This window comes from Aureispira sp. CCB-E, from assembly GCF_031326345.1.
GTDB lineage: Bacteria > Bacteroidota > Bacteroidia > Chitinophagales > Saprospiraceae > Aureispira.
In genome coordinates this window covers 4,414,595-4,429,198 of record NZ_CP133671.1, presented here as the reverse complement: position 1 = coordinate 4,429,198, position 14,604 = coordinate 4,414,595, and the positions used below count along the sequence as shown (strand labels likewise).

The 14,604-nt window shown below is 34.0% G+C and carries 11 protein-coding genes; 4 read left to right on the top strand and 7 right to left on the bottom strand.

Annotation, left to right across the window (positions count from 1 at the left end; genetic code table 11):
- Position 1: 1 nt before the first annotated feature.
- Both QP953_RS17250 and QP953_RS17245 read right to left on the bottom strand, forming a co-directional pair.
- Positions 2-1,024, bottom strand: coding sequence for a polysaccharide deacetylase family protein (locus QP953_RS17250; protein ID WP_309552056.1), 1,023 nt, complete (start codon positions 1,022-1,024; stop codon positions 2-4).
- A 1-nt stretch (position 1,025) separates the two neighbouring features.
- Positions 1,026-1,436, bottom strand: coding sequence for a polymer-forming cytoskeletal protein (locus tag QP953_RS17245; RefSeq protein ID WP_052597135.1), 411 nt, complete (start codon positions 1,434-1,436; stop codon positions 1,026-1,028).
- A 690-nt stretch (positions 1,437-2,126) separates the two neighbouring features.
- Between QP953_RS17245 and QP953_RS17240 the strand changes: the two genes are divergently transcribed.
- Entirely contained in the window at positions 2,127-2,501 is a 375-nt protein-coding gene (locus QP953_RS17240) for a DUF4783 domain-containing protein (protein WP_052597132.1), read from the top strand.
- A 94-nt stretch (positions 2,502-2,595) separates the two neighbouring features.
- On the opposite strand, the gene QP953_RS17235 is transcribed toward QP953_RS17240, so the two are convergent.
- Complete coding sequence (locus QP953_RS17235; RefSeq protein ID WP_052597129.1) at positions 2,596-3,114, bottom strand: 30S ribosomal protein S16; 519 nt, start codon at positions 3,112-3,114, stop codon at positions 2,596-2,598.
- A gap of 1,521 nt (positions 3,115-4,635) precedes the next feature.
- On the opposite strand from QP953_RS17235, the gene QP953_RS17230 reads away from it, so the two are divergent.
- Positions 4,636-5,862, top strand: a complete 1,227-nt coding sequence (locus tag QP953_RS17230; RefSeq protein ID WP_309552054.1) for a thioredoxin family protein — start codon at positions 4,636-4,638, stop codon at positions 5,860-5,862.
- Positions 5,863-5,924: 62 nt separating this feature from the next.
- On the opposite strand, the gene QP953_RS17225 is transcribed toward QP953_RS17230, so the two are convergent.
- Complete coding sequence (locus QP953_RS17225; protein WP_052597125.1) at positions 5,925-6,989, bottom strand: cell wall metabolism sensor histidine kinase WalK; 1,065 nt, start codon at positions 6,987-6,989, stop codon at positions 5,925-5,927.
- Positions 6,990-7,357: 368 nt separating this feature from the next.
- On the bottom strand, positions 7,358-8,053 hold the full coding sequence (locus tag QP953_RS17220; RefSeq protein ID WP_052597123.1) for a response regulator transcription factor: 696 nt from the start codon (positions 8,051-8,053) through the stop codon (positions 7,358-7,360).
- Between the two features lie 391 nt (positions 8,054-8,444).
- Between QP953_RS17220 and QP953_RS17215 the strand changes: the two genes are divergently transcribed.
- Together QP953_RS17215 and QP953_RS17210 are read left to right on the top strand one after the other, a co-directional pair.
- A complete protein-coding gene (locus QP953_RS17215; RefSeq protein WP_052597120.1) occupies positions 8,445-9,119 on the top strand; it encodes a YggS family pyridoxal phosphate-dependent enzyme in 675 nt (224 codons plus the stop codon).
- Positions 9,120-9,179: 60 nt separating this feature from the next.
- Positions 9,180-9,911 (top strand): hypothetical protein, encoded by a 732-nt coding sequence (locus tag QP953_RS17210; RefSeq protein WP_309552052.1) that lies wholly within the window; start codon positions 9,180-9,182, stop codon positions 9,909-9,911.
- A gap of 125 nt (positions 9,912-10,036) precedes the next feature.
- Here the strand turns inward: QP953_RS17210 and QP953_RS17205 are convergent, their stop codons facing one another.
- Positions 10,037-11,725 (bottom strand): AMP-binding protein, encoded by a 1,689-nt coding sequence (locus QP953_RS17205; protein ID WP_309552050.1) that lies wholly within the window; start codon positions 11,723-11,725, stop codon positions 10,037-10,039.
- A gap of 420 nt (positions 11,726-12,145) precedes the next feature.
- Positions 12,146-14,200 carry a tetratricopeptide repeat protein gene (locus QP953_RS17200; protein ID WP_309552048.1) on the bottom strand — a complete coding sequence of 685 codons (2,055 nt, stop codon included), beginning with the start codon at positions 14,198-14,200 and terminating at the stop codon, positions 12,146-12,148.
- Positions 14,201-14,604: the final 404 nt, after the last annotated feature.

The following is a 14,604-nucleotide window of genomic DNA, read 5'->3' as shown; positions in this document are numbered from 1 at the left end:
CTTAACTTCTATAAATCGTATTCTTTCTAAAAATAGACTTGATGATATAATAACAATACTCTGTATGGAGCAATTGTTTGGGGGAATTTAATTGCTGGGTTTCCATGCCAAATCGCTGCAATTGTCCTTGGATAGTTTCGTGTTTAAGTCCTGCTCCTCCAAAGGTAAGTTGAAACTTTTCTTCTCCCAAAATTTTATCAAAAAAAGCCTTAGAAACACCACTATCTGTAAAAGGAAAGGCAAAAATTTGATAAGGAAGTTGAAAAACTTCTTTTAGATAAGTTTGACTTAAAAGAGTTTGCTGTATTTGATCCTTTAACTCAATCGCATTATAAGTTGGGTGATTTTGACTGTGACTACCAAAAGTGAACCCATCGGCAATCATTTGGGAAATTTCTTGCTGGGTCAAATAGGGTTCTTGTTGTTTCAAAAAACTGTTAAAATCAACATCAAAGGCAGCCGCTAAATCATCTAGTAAGTTTTGTTGCAACCACCGAACAGATAGTAGACTACTTTTTAAATCCGAAAAAGGCAGCTGATAAGATTTAAAAAAGGGAGCAATTTTTGAATGTGGGATGGATTGTTTGCTTAATTCTTCGATTAAATAACTAGCCTTGTAGCGAAACATAAGCCCTTTGTTGTCTACGAAGTCTGAATTGATAAAAAAAGTAGCAGGGATTCCTTTTCTTTTGAGAATAGGAGCAATCACATGGTAACATTCGGCTAACCCATCATCAAAACTAAGAAAAAAAGCATTTGAAGGTAAGGGTTTTTCATGATAGATGGCTTCAATTAATTCGGTTATACCAATTGGAGTGAAAAAATTTAGCAAATAATCCAAGTCTTGTTCAAATAAAGTAGTATTACGAACGCGGTATAAATGCTTGATATGAGGAAGCTCTTGGTTGCTAATCGTATGATAAAAAATGGAGATAAAACGTTGACCACTAAGAGCCCTAAGCCAAGGTAAAGGAATGCTACGTGAAAAAAAATGTAAACTTTGAATCAACGTTTTTTTGAGCATTTTAACCCTCTTTTATAGAAGGTGCTGTTGTACTTTTGGCGCACATAGCTTGACCATTAAAAATAGCCCCTTCTTCAATTTGTAATTTAGTATATTTGATATTGCCCTCAACAATAGCTGTTGCAAATAAGTGAACCTTTTCTTTGGCAACAATATTCCCTTCTACTTTCCCTTCAGAAACAATGTTTTGGCAGATAATATCACCTTTGATATATGCATTTTTGGACATTACAATACGACCAGAACAAGAAACATTACCATAAATAGAGCCCTCCAATCTAATATTTGCTTCTGCTTTAAAACTACCTTCTATGGTTGTGCCTAAAGCAATGTTACAAACTTCTAAAGAGGAAGTGGTATTGGTTGAGGACTTTGAATTATTCTTTGGGGTATTACCATTTTTTCCAAACATAATGGAATTGTATTAATAGGTTATGGAACGTTTTTTTTGTATACAAGGGGGACAAAGATAGAAAAAACATTGAATATTTTATGAGTTTTCCTTTTTTGATTGTACTTTTATTTAAGCCAAAAGAGAAAAAAGTAACTGTTCTAAAACAAACCATGTGTTATGTTTACAAAACATAACATCATTGCCTTATATTCAACGATAATTACATCCTGATAGGATCTATCCGAGTACACTATTAAGCTATTTGGTAAGACAAAGTTTTGTTATACTCTAAAAAAAACCTTTACCTGATAGTTGTGTAGTGACAAATATCTTGTTTCCCCCCAATACTACTAGATAGAGTATTACGCTTCACTAATTTGTTTGAGAACAAAGACAATAAAGAAAAAATAAAATCGTTACTATTTTATCATAGTCCACCAGTTATTTTGAAACGAAAATAGTTAATTGCGTTGCTGTTACGTATTTTTAGTGGGCTAATGTAATTAACGTAAAATATAATAGGGATATTGTGAGCATCGTTTTTTACTATGAAGTTTAAGGATTAAGATCAAAAAGGAGGAACAGAAGAACGAATATCTTTGTTATAATATAAAGAATTAGGTTCAGAGAAACTATTAAAAATGGCAGACTTATTTTTGGCAACTTAAGGTCAACTATCAAATTCTATGACAAGTCAATTTTAAAATCATGAAAACACTATTACTACTATTGGTAGCAACATCATTGTACGGACAGCCTAATTTTAATGCTGTAATTAACGCAATAAAAGCAGGCAACACAACAGAAATAGGAACTTATATGGATGCTAATGTAGAAGTTACAGTAGGCGATAAAGACGGTTCTTATGCTAAAGCCCAAGCTATTTCAGTAGTTAATGGCTTTTTTCAACAACACAGCCCAAGCAGTTGTAGTTTGGTTCATAGTGGTGGTGCTCGAGATGGAGCCTCTTACTATTGTATTGGAAACTTATCAGCAGGAGGAGGGAAATATAGAGTATATATTTTCTTTAAGAAAGTAGGAAGTACTTATTTGATTCAAGAAATGCGGTTTGAGAAAGAGTAACAAACGTAGAACCGATAAAAATATAAAAGCGAAACTCATTTTCATGAGTTTCGCTTTTTTGATTGTACTCCAATTAATGGAGAACAACTTTAGACTAAGCTTCTGCGTTGTCATCAGTTGGAGTTGCATCTTCTGCTGTTTCAGTAGCAACTTCTTCAGTTGTTTCCTCTGCAGCTTCTTCTACAGGCTCTTCTTTTTTGACAGGAGCAACACCGAAGATTTTTTTGCGACGAGCTTCAGCAGCATCTTTAGTAGCATCTTTACGTTTTTCAACTTTTGCTTCTTTTGCTTCTAGCCACTCATTCAACATTTTGTCAGCAGTCTCTTGGTCAAAGGCACCTTTAGCTACACCACGTTGAAGGTGTTTCTTGTAGTATACGCCTTTAAACTTAAGAATTGCGCGAGCAGTGTCTGTTGGTTGCGCACCTTTCATCAACCAGTCGTAAGCTGCATCAATGTCCAACTCGATAGTAGCAGGAACAGTTAATGGGTTATAAGTACCCATCTTCTGAATAAATTTACCATCACGTGGAGCACGAGCATCAGCTGCTACGATGTGATAAAAAGGTTTCTTCTTGCGTCCTTTACGCTGTAAACGGATTTTTAAAGCCATTTTTAATTAACTTTTTTTAGTCAAAAATACCCTGTGTCGCTTGATAAACAAGTAGCAGGATTTATAATGAGGGCAAAAGTAAGCATTTTTACTTATAATGGGAAATTCGTAGCCTGCTAATTTTACTTTTTATTGTTAGAATGATATTGTTAATAGATAGATAGAAAAAAGTAGAATCAAAAAAAGGGATTAATGGTCTATTTAATATATAAAAAACCAACTGATACGAAAATCAGTTGGTTCTAACTTTAATTTAAATCATCTAATAAATGCTTTTTTCGGACAGGCTCACTACTGCCTGTGCCTATAAAACACTAGGTATAAGCCAAGGTTTTAGATCATTTAAACAGTTATTTTAGTGGTAGTCGATATTTTCTACTACCTCAAAAAGAGCGCTGAAAGAGGCACTACCCCCTTGTGAAAAGCTCTTATAAAGCACACGGTTCCAATAAAACTAGAGCTCACTACTTCTCTAAACTGAAAACTATGTGTTTATGTCTTTTGGTATATAATTGGCGTTGTAATATTACTACAAGAATTCGTTGAAACCGCATAGCATTAGCTTAGCTAACCAAGCGATTAAAACAGGCATTAATGAGGGGGAAATGCGTTTTTTATTCCAGTAAAAGATAGGACAGGAAATATTAATTGATAAAATAGGGTGTTTACTAACATTTTGTGTAGATTTACAAGTGAAACAATAGTTTTATTTCCTTGTTGCAGCAAGGAAATTTTTAGTCTCTTTTGATATGTTGATGTATCATTAGAGACTTTTTTATTCGATAGGGGATTGTTTATCTTTTGCAGAAAATAAACAAAACTCAAATTATACTTGGGACAAAATAATTTTGAAGAAAAGTAATAAAATGCTCTTTATTGCCAATCATCAAAGAAAAGGGAGTTTTTTTAAACTGTTTACATAGATAAAAAAATTCATGAATTTAGTTTTTTCTTTTGATGAAAATTTTAAGTTAACATCAATAATTTAATAGTGATTCTTCTAAGGTTGTATACTATCTTTGGAAATAATATACAGGATTAATGTGGGAAAGTGTGGGGTGAAAGTATTTATTTTTTTAAGATATGTAAATGGCTTTCTATTTATGGATTGAATATATAAAAAATAAATTATTAATTGTAACAGTAAGATACTAAAATTTTAATTTTTAATAAAAAAACTAGTCAAAGAATTACAAAATATATGATGTAACTTATTCAAAGTAAACGAATCGTTTCATTATGCAAAGCACAAAGTACTAGAAAGCGTTATTCGGAAAAATTAATGAAAAATTATATTGTTGTACAGAAGTATTAATAAGTCATATTTCTCTCAACTGAAAGGTAAGTGATTCAATTAATTAAAATGGAAATGCTATAAGTTATGCTTAAAATAACCATTGTCTGAAAGTCAAAAAGGTAAAGTTTGTTAAGAACTATTTAACAAGAGCAAGAGATAGAATCTGAACATTTATTTGTAATATTAACAAAAGATACGAATATATAATTTAAAATAATATAAATATGTTAAAAAACAAGGGGCTTTTTAGAGGCTTAACATTGGGCTTAATATTGGCTGGAAGTACGATAAATGCTCAAATTGTATTCGAAAAAGGTACATGGGAGGAGGTAAAGGAGAAAGCAGCTAAGGAAAATAAGCCTATTTTTGTAGATGCATATACTACTTGGTGTGGACCGTGTAAATGGATGGCAAAAAATATTTTTAGTCAAGAGCAAGTAGGAGTTTATATGAAGCAAAATTTTATTGCTTATAAAATGGATATGGAAAAAGGGGAGGGACCTGATTTTGCCAAGAAAAACAATGTTGTAGCGTATCCTACCTTACTTTATTTTGATGCAGAAGGAAAGATGATTCACAAGGGAATTGGTGCTCGAGATGCCGACGGGTTGATAGAACTGTGCAACGATGCATTAGACCCAGCCAAACAATTGGCATCTTTTATAAAAAAGTATGAAGAAGGAGCACGAGACAAGGATTTTTTAGTTACTTATCTTGGAGTGCTAAGTGATTGTGGAGAAGATATGGAAGCGCCTTTTAACACTTACTGGGAAAAAACATCAGATGTTGAAAAGCAAACTGCTGAATCCTTGAACTTAATGGCGGCTGTTACACATCGGTTTAGCGACTTCAAAAGTCCTATAACTCAATATCTTTTAAAAAATAGAGCTGCTTATGAAAAAGTAACTAGTAAAGAAGATGTTGCTCAATTATTAGAGAATACGTATGCCTATGGGATTTGGACGGTAGCCAAAATAGAAGACAAAAAGGAAGCAAAAGCTTTTAGTAAAGAATTGCTGGAGGTTTTTCCTGATGCTAAGAAAGAATTCAAGAAACGTTTGACTTATATTAAGGCAACTATGGAAACACCACCTGACGAGGCTAAAATAGCAAAAGCGCATGGTCAATATCTAAAGGTAGCAAGGAGTTGGACGGAATTAAACCAAGCTGCTTGGGATGTTTATGAAAATGAGGATGATCCCAAGAAAATGAAAGAGGCATTGGGCTGGGTAAATCGTTCTGTAGAAATAGATGCTAACTATTTTAATTTGGATACCAAAGCTTTTTTGTTGTATAAAATGAAAAATTACAGCGAGGCTAAAAAAGCAGCAGAAAAGGCTATTGAAGCAGCTAAAGCACAAGGTATGGACGAGGATTCTATTAGTACGATAGAGTTATTAGATAATATCAATGCTAAATTAGGTGAAGCAGATAGTGCGGCTAAAAGTTAGAAGATAGTCAATTTAAAAGAAAAAAACGCTTTAAGTGCTCCAAAGACACTTAAAGCGTTTTTTTATTCTGCTTTTTTTAGTGTAAAGCCAAATGTAGACCCAACATCGATTCTACTTCTTGCAGTTATGGTTTGTTGGTGTGCTTCTAGAATGTGTTTTACAATGGCAAGACCTAAGCCAGAGCCGCCTTCCGATCTAGAGCGCCCTTTATCAACTCGATAAAAACGTTCAAATAATCGGGGGATGTGTTCTTGAGCAATCCCTTTTCCATTATCAGATATTTCGACCAAAATGTTATTGTCTAAGTCATAAAAACCAACTAAGGTTTGTCCATTTTCTTTACCATATTTGATAGAGTTGCTGATCAAGTTAACAATAACTCTACGAATACTTTCTATGTCAGCAGTAACTTTTAATGGTTTTTGGTTGCTGTTTTTAAGTGCTAAACTGATATTTTTTTCAGAAGCTTTGAGTTCGCTATCTTCTAAAACATCTTTGACCAATTTGCAGATGTCAAAATCGGTTAAATGTAGTTGTAATTTGCCTGCTTCAAATTTAGAAATGTAGCCCAAATCCGCTACGATTTTTTCCATTCTTTCGGTGTTCTCAGCAGCACGAGTTAGATATTTGTAATTAATATCAGGATCCTCCATGCCTCCATCTAGAAGGGTTAGTAGATAGCCTTGTATATTAAAAATAGGCGTTTTTAATTCGTGAGAAACATTTCCTAAAAACTCTCTACGATAAACCTCCATGCTTTTTAGAGAAGAAATTTCTTTGGTCCAATTTTGCGCCCATTCTATTACTTCTTGTTCGACTTCGTCAATCATATGGTTTTTCATGTTTACACTAACAACAGTATTGGTTGTTGGTGTTTTCATACTATGGATGGTTTTATAAATTAACTTGATTTTTCGGTATATAAATCGGCGGAGTGAGTCGTAAACTGCCAAATACCCGAAGCCCAATGAGATAACTGGAATTAAGAAAACGAGTGTCCATGTAATGCTGTTGGTAAATAGTAATTTGGCACCTAAGGTAAATAAGAACAATATACCTGCGTTATTTGCTGCTGTTAGCCAAGCAAGCTGTTCTGGACTAGGATTTTTAGTAGTAAAAAAAAGCATTTGTTAAGATAGTTTAAGTTGGATCTTTTTTTGATGGAATTACCTAACATCTAGCCCCTTTGAAGCGAAAAGTTTGCAGATAGCTTGGGCTAATTTTTAGATGAATTATTCAACAACTTGTGAAGTTTAGGCAGCCTTCTTATAAGGAACAAATTCTAAGTAATTGTTGGTCACGTATAAGTACTGTAGAAATAAAAAAATACAGTTAAAAGTGCTTAACTGTATTCTTATGGTAGCTATTATATTAGTTAATAGTTTGTTGATTGATTACCTAATGTTGTTACATTCTGGTTTTAACAAACTATTGATTTGTATTAAGTTATAATATAGTTTACTACTGCCAAGTAACTAAATATACAAAATCTAGCTTAGAAATCAAACTTATATCCAATTCCTTTGATTGTCTGTATGTAATCTTCACCGACTTTTTCTCTAATTTTTCGGATATGCACATCAATGGTACGGTTACCAACAATAACATTGCTGCCCCAAATTTTATTAAAAATCTCTTCTCTTGTAAAAACTTTACCAGGTTTGGAAGTTAGCAAACAAAGCAATTCAAATTCTTTTTTCGCTAAAGTTATCTTATCGTCAGAGCCTTGTTTTTGGACAATAAATTGCTCTTTGTTGATGTATAAATCAGCTGCTTGAATAATGTTTTTATCGGTTTGGGTACTTTTTTTGTTGAATCGTCTCAATAAGGCATTGATTCTACTAATTAGTACTCGAGGGCGAATGGGTTTGGTGATATAATCGTCACCACCTACTTCAAAACCAACAATTTGGGAGTAGTCCTCACTTCTAGCAGTTAAAAAAGCAATAATGGTATTTTCAAACTCAGGTATGGCGCGCAACTCTTTACAAACTTCTACACCATCCATTTCTGGCATCATAATATCCAAAAGTATTAAGTGTGGTTTAAGTTCTTTCGCCTTTTTTAGTGCATCTAAACCATTCGTTGCTGTAGTCACTTCGAAACCTTCTTTAGCAAGATTGTAGCATACAAACTCTAAAATATCTGGCTCGTCGTCTGCAATAAGTATTTTGTATTCGCTTGAATTCATCTTTAATCTAAATTAATAATGGTTTTGAATGCTCAAAATATAAAATATTTTTGATTCATTAAATGAAATTGAGAGAAGGGCATTAATGATGCTCATGAAAGCAGTTTATTATAAAATAATAAATTCTTTAGTTTTCTCTTGTTATAATAAATTAGGATTGTTAAAGCAAATAAATTATTTTGTTCTTTGATGTCGCAAAAGTAAGGCTTCAAAGCTTAAGTTTCGTTAACATAGTATTAAATTATTGTTACGAATAATAATCTTTAAAGTAAAAAAAGCATAAACTACTATTATGGGCAGGAATCGAGTATTAGTAGGTTTGTAATTCGATTTCGTATAGAAAAATATAAAATATAAACTCAAGCAAGGAAAAAATAGAAAAAAGTTAGTAATGGTAAATGAAGAAAATTATAAACTCGTTTTAAAAAAAGTCAACGATAAGGCGGCAAATTTAGTAGCTGTGTCAAAAACGAAACCCAAAGAAGATATTGAAACAATGTATAATTTGGGACAACGTATTTTTGGCGAAAACAAAGTGCAGGAGTTAGTTGAAAAGCAAGCTGCTTTGCCTAAAGACATTGAGTGGCATTTAATAGGTACTTTGCAACGCAACAAGGTAAAATACATCGCTGACTTTGTTTCTCTAATTCATTCTGTTGATAGTTTTAAATTGCTAAAAGAAATTAATAAACAGGCACAAAAGGTAGATAGAGTAATTGATTGTTTGTTACAGTTTCATATTGCCGAAGAAGCTACTAAGTTTGGTTTGTCTTATGAAGAAGGTGTTGAGCTGTTAAGCTCTAAGGTTTATAAAGAAATGCAACACATTCGAATTGTTGGGGTAATGGGAATGGCAACATTTACAGATGATACAACCAAAGTTGCTAGAGAATTTGAATGTTTAAGACAGTATTTTGAAAAATATAAACAGGAGTTTTTTGCTGATAACGAATCGTTTAAAGAGGTATCAATGGGTATGTCTGGCGACTACGAAATTGCGCTGGACAAAGGAAGTACTTTGGTGCGGGTAGGATCGTTACTGTTTGGGGCGAGAGTGTACCCTTAAATGTTAACAATGAAAGAATTAATGGTTCGCTAAACTAGCGGACTAATGAAAGAATAGTAAATGAAAAAAATGGTCTGTTTTGCTGTTGTGATTGCTTATTGCTGGGCTTTTGGAGCTTGTGGCATGAATCAAAACATGCCGTTAGAAAAGATAGCAAAACGACTGGAAGGCAATTGGATTAATCAAGAGTATCTAAATGTTTTGAGATTAACGCAGTCTCCTCAGCAAGCAGATGAAGCCACAATAACGAAAGTTGTACAGATCAAAGTAGATACCTTTCAACAACTTATTCTTTCATTCCAAGAGGGCGATGATTGGTTGTTGGATCGAGATATGAATGGCGTCTATTTTAGTAGTGTTTTTAATCATAAACTTAAGTTAAACGCCAAGTTGCTATCCAACCAAAAATTACAACTGGGGAATAAAGTATTTTTGCGCTTTAAAGAGGAAACAGATGTGAAGAACAAGGACATTGTATTGGTGCAACAAATACTATTTACAGGTGCATACGATTGGAATGGAAAATTGGTAGAATTTCTTAAAGATGGTAGAATAAAGGGCATGGAGAAGGTGGGGCTAACTACGTACTATCCAGTTGTTCATTATAGCAGTAATAAAGAAGTAGATCAAGTTTGGCTTAATAAAGGGCGAGACAATTCGGTAAAATATGGTTTTGAGTTCAAAAAAAAGAAACTATATTTTTATCAGTTAGAATGTCCAGACCAAGAGGTTTTCTGCGGTGAAAAAAAACAGAGAGGAAAAGTGTTGTTTGAGTTGAACAAAAGGAGGTAGGTGAGGTTGGAAGTAGTTTGATGTAATAAAAATAAGTCGTAGGAAAATAAATTCCCACGACTTATTTTATAATTTATAGCGGCTTATTGTAATTAGCCAGCTATGATAATGATAATAAACAGCGATTACTTCTTAGCTTCATCTCGTAAAGCACGACGAAGGATTTTACCCACATTAGTTTTAGGCAATTCTTCTCTAAATTCAATGTGCTTGGGCTTTTTGTAACCAGTGAAGTTTTCTACACAGAAAGAGCGTACTTCTTCTTCTGTCAAGGAGGCATCTTTTTTTACAATAAATACCTTGACCGCTTCTGTAGACTTTGGATCAGGAACTCCAACAGCTGCTACTTCTAGAACTTTGGGATGAGAAGCCAGTACATCTTCGATCTCATTAGGATAAACATTGAAGCCAGAGACTAAAATCATATCTTTGATACGGTCCACAATCTTGAAAGCTCCATTTTCTAGCATAATACCAACATCACCCGTTTTTAGCCAACCATCTTCTGTAAATGTTTCAGCAGTAGCTTCGGGGCGATTGTAATACCCTTGCATAACTTGTGGTCCTTTGATTTGAATTTCTCCACGTCCTTCGCCAGGTCCTTGAACTTTTCCATCTTCATCCATGATTCGCATATAGGTAGAAGGCATTGGCAAACCAATAGTACCTGTTTGAACATTCCCAAAAGCATTGGCACTTGCCACAGGAGAAGTTTCTGTCATTCCATATCCTTCCAATAATTCATTATTGGTAACTTCTTTCCAACGTTTTGCAACGGGACCTTGTATCGCCATAGCGCCTCCAATAGCAAATTTTAAAGAAGAAAAGTCTAAGGCTCTAAAGTCATCGTTGTTTAATAAAGCATTGTAAAGCGTGTTGACTCCTGTCATTAAACTTGGCTTTGTTCGAGCAATGACATCTACCAAACCAGGAATATCTCTAGGATTAGGAACCAAAACATTTAGGGCTCCAAAGTTAGACATACACAAACAGTTGACCGTAAACGAGAAGATGTGATACATTGGTAGCGGCGTTAGCATAATTTCCTGTCCTTCTTTCATATCAACACCACTCAGCCACGCACTCATTTGTGCCATATTTGACAACAAGTTGCGGTTAGTCAATACTGCTCCTTTGGCAACACCTGTCGTACCACCAGTATACTGGATACAAGCCATATCTTCTTTGGTAACAGGATATTCAGTAACTTTTTTGCCCATACCTGCTTTGATTGCAGCAGGAAATTTAACAGCACCAGGAAGATTAAATTTCTTGACCATTCCTTTAAATTTAAGAACGGTGTTGATAATAAATCCTTTTACTCCGCCAAACATACCTCCAATAGAAGCGGTAACAATATGTTTAACGCCTGTTTCTTTGACTACTTTTTCTAGCTCATGTGCAAAGTTTTCGGCAATGATAACTGCTTTTACTCCAGCATCGTTAAACTGGTGTTTTATTTCACGACCTGTATAAAGTGGATTGGTGTTTACAGGTATGAGTCCTGCCCTCATTACACCAAACAAGGCAACGGGATATTGTACAATATTAGGTAACATAATGGCTACACGATCTCCTTTTTGAAGGCCCAAAGACTGTAGGTATCCAGCCATAGCATTCGACAGGCGATCTACATCGCCATACGTTAAGGTTTTCTGATTGCTCCCAATCAAGCAAGTATATGCTGGTTTATTTTTAAATTTTTTGAGATTATCTGAAATAAAACTAATTAGAGAAGGATATTGTTCAATATCAATATCATGAGGAACCCCTTTCCCATAGTTTTTAAGCCAAATACGATCTGTTGTAGTCATATAATTAAAAAATTTAGATTCATTACTCCATGTTTAGAAAAGTATTTTATTGATCATTAGGAGAATAGGCTTCTGGTTTTTAGTGTGTTAAAAACAAAGATCAATAAAATACACGAAGTATTGAGATTAATAGTGTTGATGTAATAATGTACTAGATAATGAGTATTTAAAGGTCGTGTACTTTTAAATCGAACTAAAAAGATAGAAAAAAATATTCTTTTTGCTCAATTTTTTGTTTTTAATTCAAACAATAGTGGGTTGAAAAGCTTGATTGTTATTGATAATCAGCAAGTTGTATTTTTGTTGTGTTTTGGGTTAAGTGTTTGGTTATCAGTGTTGTAAGGAAGTGCTTTTTTGTTTTTTTGTCAAAAAAGTAAAAAAGCACCAAACAACTAATAGAAACAATATTTCTGCTTATTTTTATTTTCCTGTAAGCTTTTTGAGATAACGAATGGCAACAGGATCTTTGGGGTTGTACTGCAACACTTTTTGAAAATCAGCAATTGCTTTTTGGTTTTGTCTTAACTCAACATAAGATATCCCTCGATTGATGTGAGCAATAGGAGCTTGTTCAGGTGCATATTGTAGTGTTTTGGTATAATCTTCAATAGCTTTGTCATGAATTCTAAGAATACTATAAGATACACCACGATTGTAATAAGCGGTACCTCGTTCGGGGTCAAGTTCAATAGCCTTGGAATGATTAGAAACGGCTTTTTGAAAGTCACTATTGGCTTGTTGGGCCATTTGTTGAGCTTCTTGTTGTCTATTCTTTTTTTGCAATTGCCGAGCTTGTTCCTGTTTCATACTTCCTCGCATTCCATAAATACTTCCAATACCTTCGTACACATCAGCTCGTTTGGAGCCAAGTTCTGTAGCTAATAAAAAATCTTGGAACGCTTTGTTGAGGTATTTTTGTCGCTCTTGAAGGCTGGTTGCTTTGTCGGCTTGTTTACCATAATAATTGCCTCTAATACCTAGAGGCTGCGCCATAGTAGGTAACAATTTTTTGCCTTTTATAGTGTTTAAGTCAATAACATTTGTCCAAAGGTTGTCACTGTTTTGCCAAGTTTCGATTTGTGAAATGGTCGTAGGGATATAAGCACAGAATCCAATCGTCATAGCGATTAATATTCCTCTTTTGGTGTTTTGGGGCGCATGTTCAAAGATCAGCATGGCTAAGGCAAAAGCTAAACCAATGTAAGGCAAATAACTGTATCGATCAGCCATGATAACAGCGCCAACAGATATAAATTGAAGTACTAAAATAATTGTTATCAAATAAAAACCAATTCCCCAAGCAATACTTTTGCTGAATCTAAGGCTTGCTAAGGCTACCCCTAAAATCAACACAACCAAAAAGGGAGCTACTTTAAAGAACAGGCTATTGTCAAATGTTTGTTGATCTGGATAGGGGTAAAAAGCAGAGAGATTGGTTGGTGCAAAAAATTGGATGATGTATTGTATAAATCCATAAGAGGCGAACTGAAGGCGCTCGGATAATTCAAAGGCACTAAAATCATTCATTGCCACAGCACTTGTGCCTTTTTGTAAGAATCCTCCCAAATCGCCACCTGCCTGTACATTGGTTGCAATTAGCCCAAATACAATAGAGCTGATAAAAAAGGGAATGGTTGGAACTAATGCAGTGGGCTTAAACGTGTCTTTTAACGCTTCAGTAGGTGTTGTGGCTTGGCGATTCCAAAAATAAAGTAATAGCATAACCAAAGGAAATACGACGGCCATAGCTTTGGATAAACAAGAAAGAATAAAAAGTACAAAAGCAGTGTAAATCCATTTTTTTGCATTGGTTTGTAGAAATTTCCAATAACTCAATAATCCCAATAAAAAGAAAAAACTATAAAGCACGTCTTTGCGTTCGGATACCCAAGCTACAGACTCTACATGCATAGGATGCAAAGCAAATACAGCTGCTACAAAAATACTCACGGGAAGATTTTTTTTACTCATCCGATAAATTAGCAGCATGACAAAAATGCTATTTAGAATATGTAAAACGATGTTCCAAAAAATAAAAGGACGTGCTGAAATTCCCTCTGGGCAGCTAGGACAAGCATTGTTATTCCAACGCATCGTCAAAATAGTAATGGGATGATAATTTAGTGCTACGGCAGTTGTGAAAACATCTCCTATACTTGTTGTATGAGGATTGACGGTTGGGCTAATTGTTCGTTGACTTCCTTTTAGTTGAATAAAAGCGGCAATGTCTGTTGCAGAACGAACCAAATGATTTTCTGTGACATAAGTATAGTCGTCCCAATCGACAAATTCATTGTTTAAAGCACCTCTATAAACAAAAGCAGTGATGATCGCAAGTACTAAGGCAGCAGTGATAGGAGAAAAAATTCTTTCTTGGAGCTGCTTTTTTTTCTGTGCGTTGTTTTTTGTCTTTGAGCTATGTTTCTCTTGATTATTAGAAGCTTTCTTTTTTTTATTCTTTTTGGAAGATGCCATTGGTGTTGATTATAATAATGAAGAAGTTATTTAAAAATAATAGTTTGTTGATTTAGAACTCTCTAAGTGTTGTCAAACTAGAATTAAATTACAACTAAGAACTAAAAATATACAACAATATGTTGATTACAAAGTTTCTTTAAAAAAACAAAATAGTTTTATCTCGCTGTTTGTTATTTATACTTGCTTCAATAAATTGGAAGAAAAATAAAAGTATACTTTTTTATTGCTTAACTTTGTTTGCCTATCAAAACAAATTTCTTCGTGAAAACGAAGGCTGTTTGGGAAGTTTTAAGATAGAAACTTTAAGAGTAATGTAAGAGGTTAAAAATAAAAAATAACAAAAACTACTATTGCTAACAATAATCCGTGTATTCTTCTAAGAGGGGATTTGGGAGAATACG

What these genes read in the sequence shown, in the direction of transcription:
- QP953_RS17250 (WP_309552056.1), bottom strand. Translation starts at nt 1,024, where the DNA reads ATGCTCAAAAAAACGTTGATTCAAAGTTTACATTTTTTTTCACGTAGC.
- QP953_RS17245 (WP_052597135.1), bottom strand. Translation starts at nt 1,436, where the DNA reads ATGTTTGGAAAAAATGGTAATACCCCAAAGAATAATTCAAAGTCCTCA.
- QP953_RS17240 (WP_052597132.1), top strand. Translation starts at nt 2,127, where the DNA reads ATGAAAACACTATTACTACTATTGGTAGCAACATCATTGTACGGACAG.
- QP953_RS17235 (WP_052597129.1), bottom strand. Translation starts at nt 3,114, where the DNA reads ATGGCTTTAAAAATCCGTTTACAGCGTAAAGGACGCAAGAAGAAACCT.
- QP953_RS17230 (WP_309552054.1), top strand. Translation starts at nt 4,636, where the DNA reads ATGTTAAAAAACAAGGGGCTTTTTAGAGGCTTAACATTGGGCTTAATA.
- QP953_RS17225 (WP_052597125.1), bottom strand. Translation starts at nt 6,989, where the DNA reads ATGCTTTTTTTTACTACTAAAAATCCTAGTCCAGAACAGCTTGCTTGG.
- QP953_RS17220 (WP_052597123.1), bottom strand. Translation starts at nt 8,053, where the DNA reads ATGAATTCAAGCGAATACAAAATACTTATTGCAGACGACGAGCCAGAT.
- QP953_RS17215 (WP_052597120.1), top strand. Translation starts at nt 8,445, where the DNA reads ATGGTAAATGAAGAAAATTATAAACTCGTTTTAAAAAAAGTCAACGAT.
- QP953_RS17210 (WP_309552052.1), top strand. Translation starts at nt 9,180, where the DNA reads ATGAAAAAAATGGTCTGTTTTGCTGTTGTGATTGCTTATTGCTGGGCT.
- QP953_RS17205 (WP_309552050.1), bottom strand. Translation starts at nt 11,725, where the DNA reads ATGACTACAACAGATCGTATTTGGCTTAAAAACTATGGGAAAGGGGTT.
- QP953_RS17200 (WP_309552048.1), bottom strand. Translation starts at nt 14,200, where the DNA reads ATGGCATCTTCCAAAAAGAATAAAAAAAAGAAAGCTTCTAATAATCAA.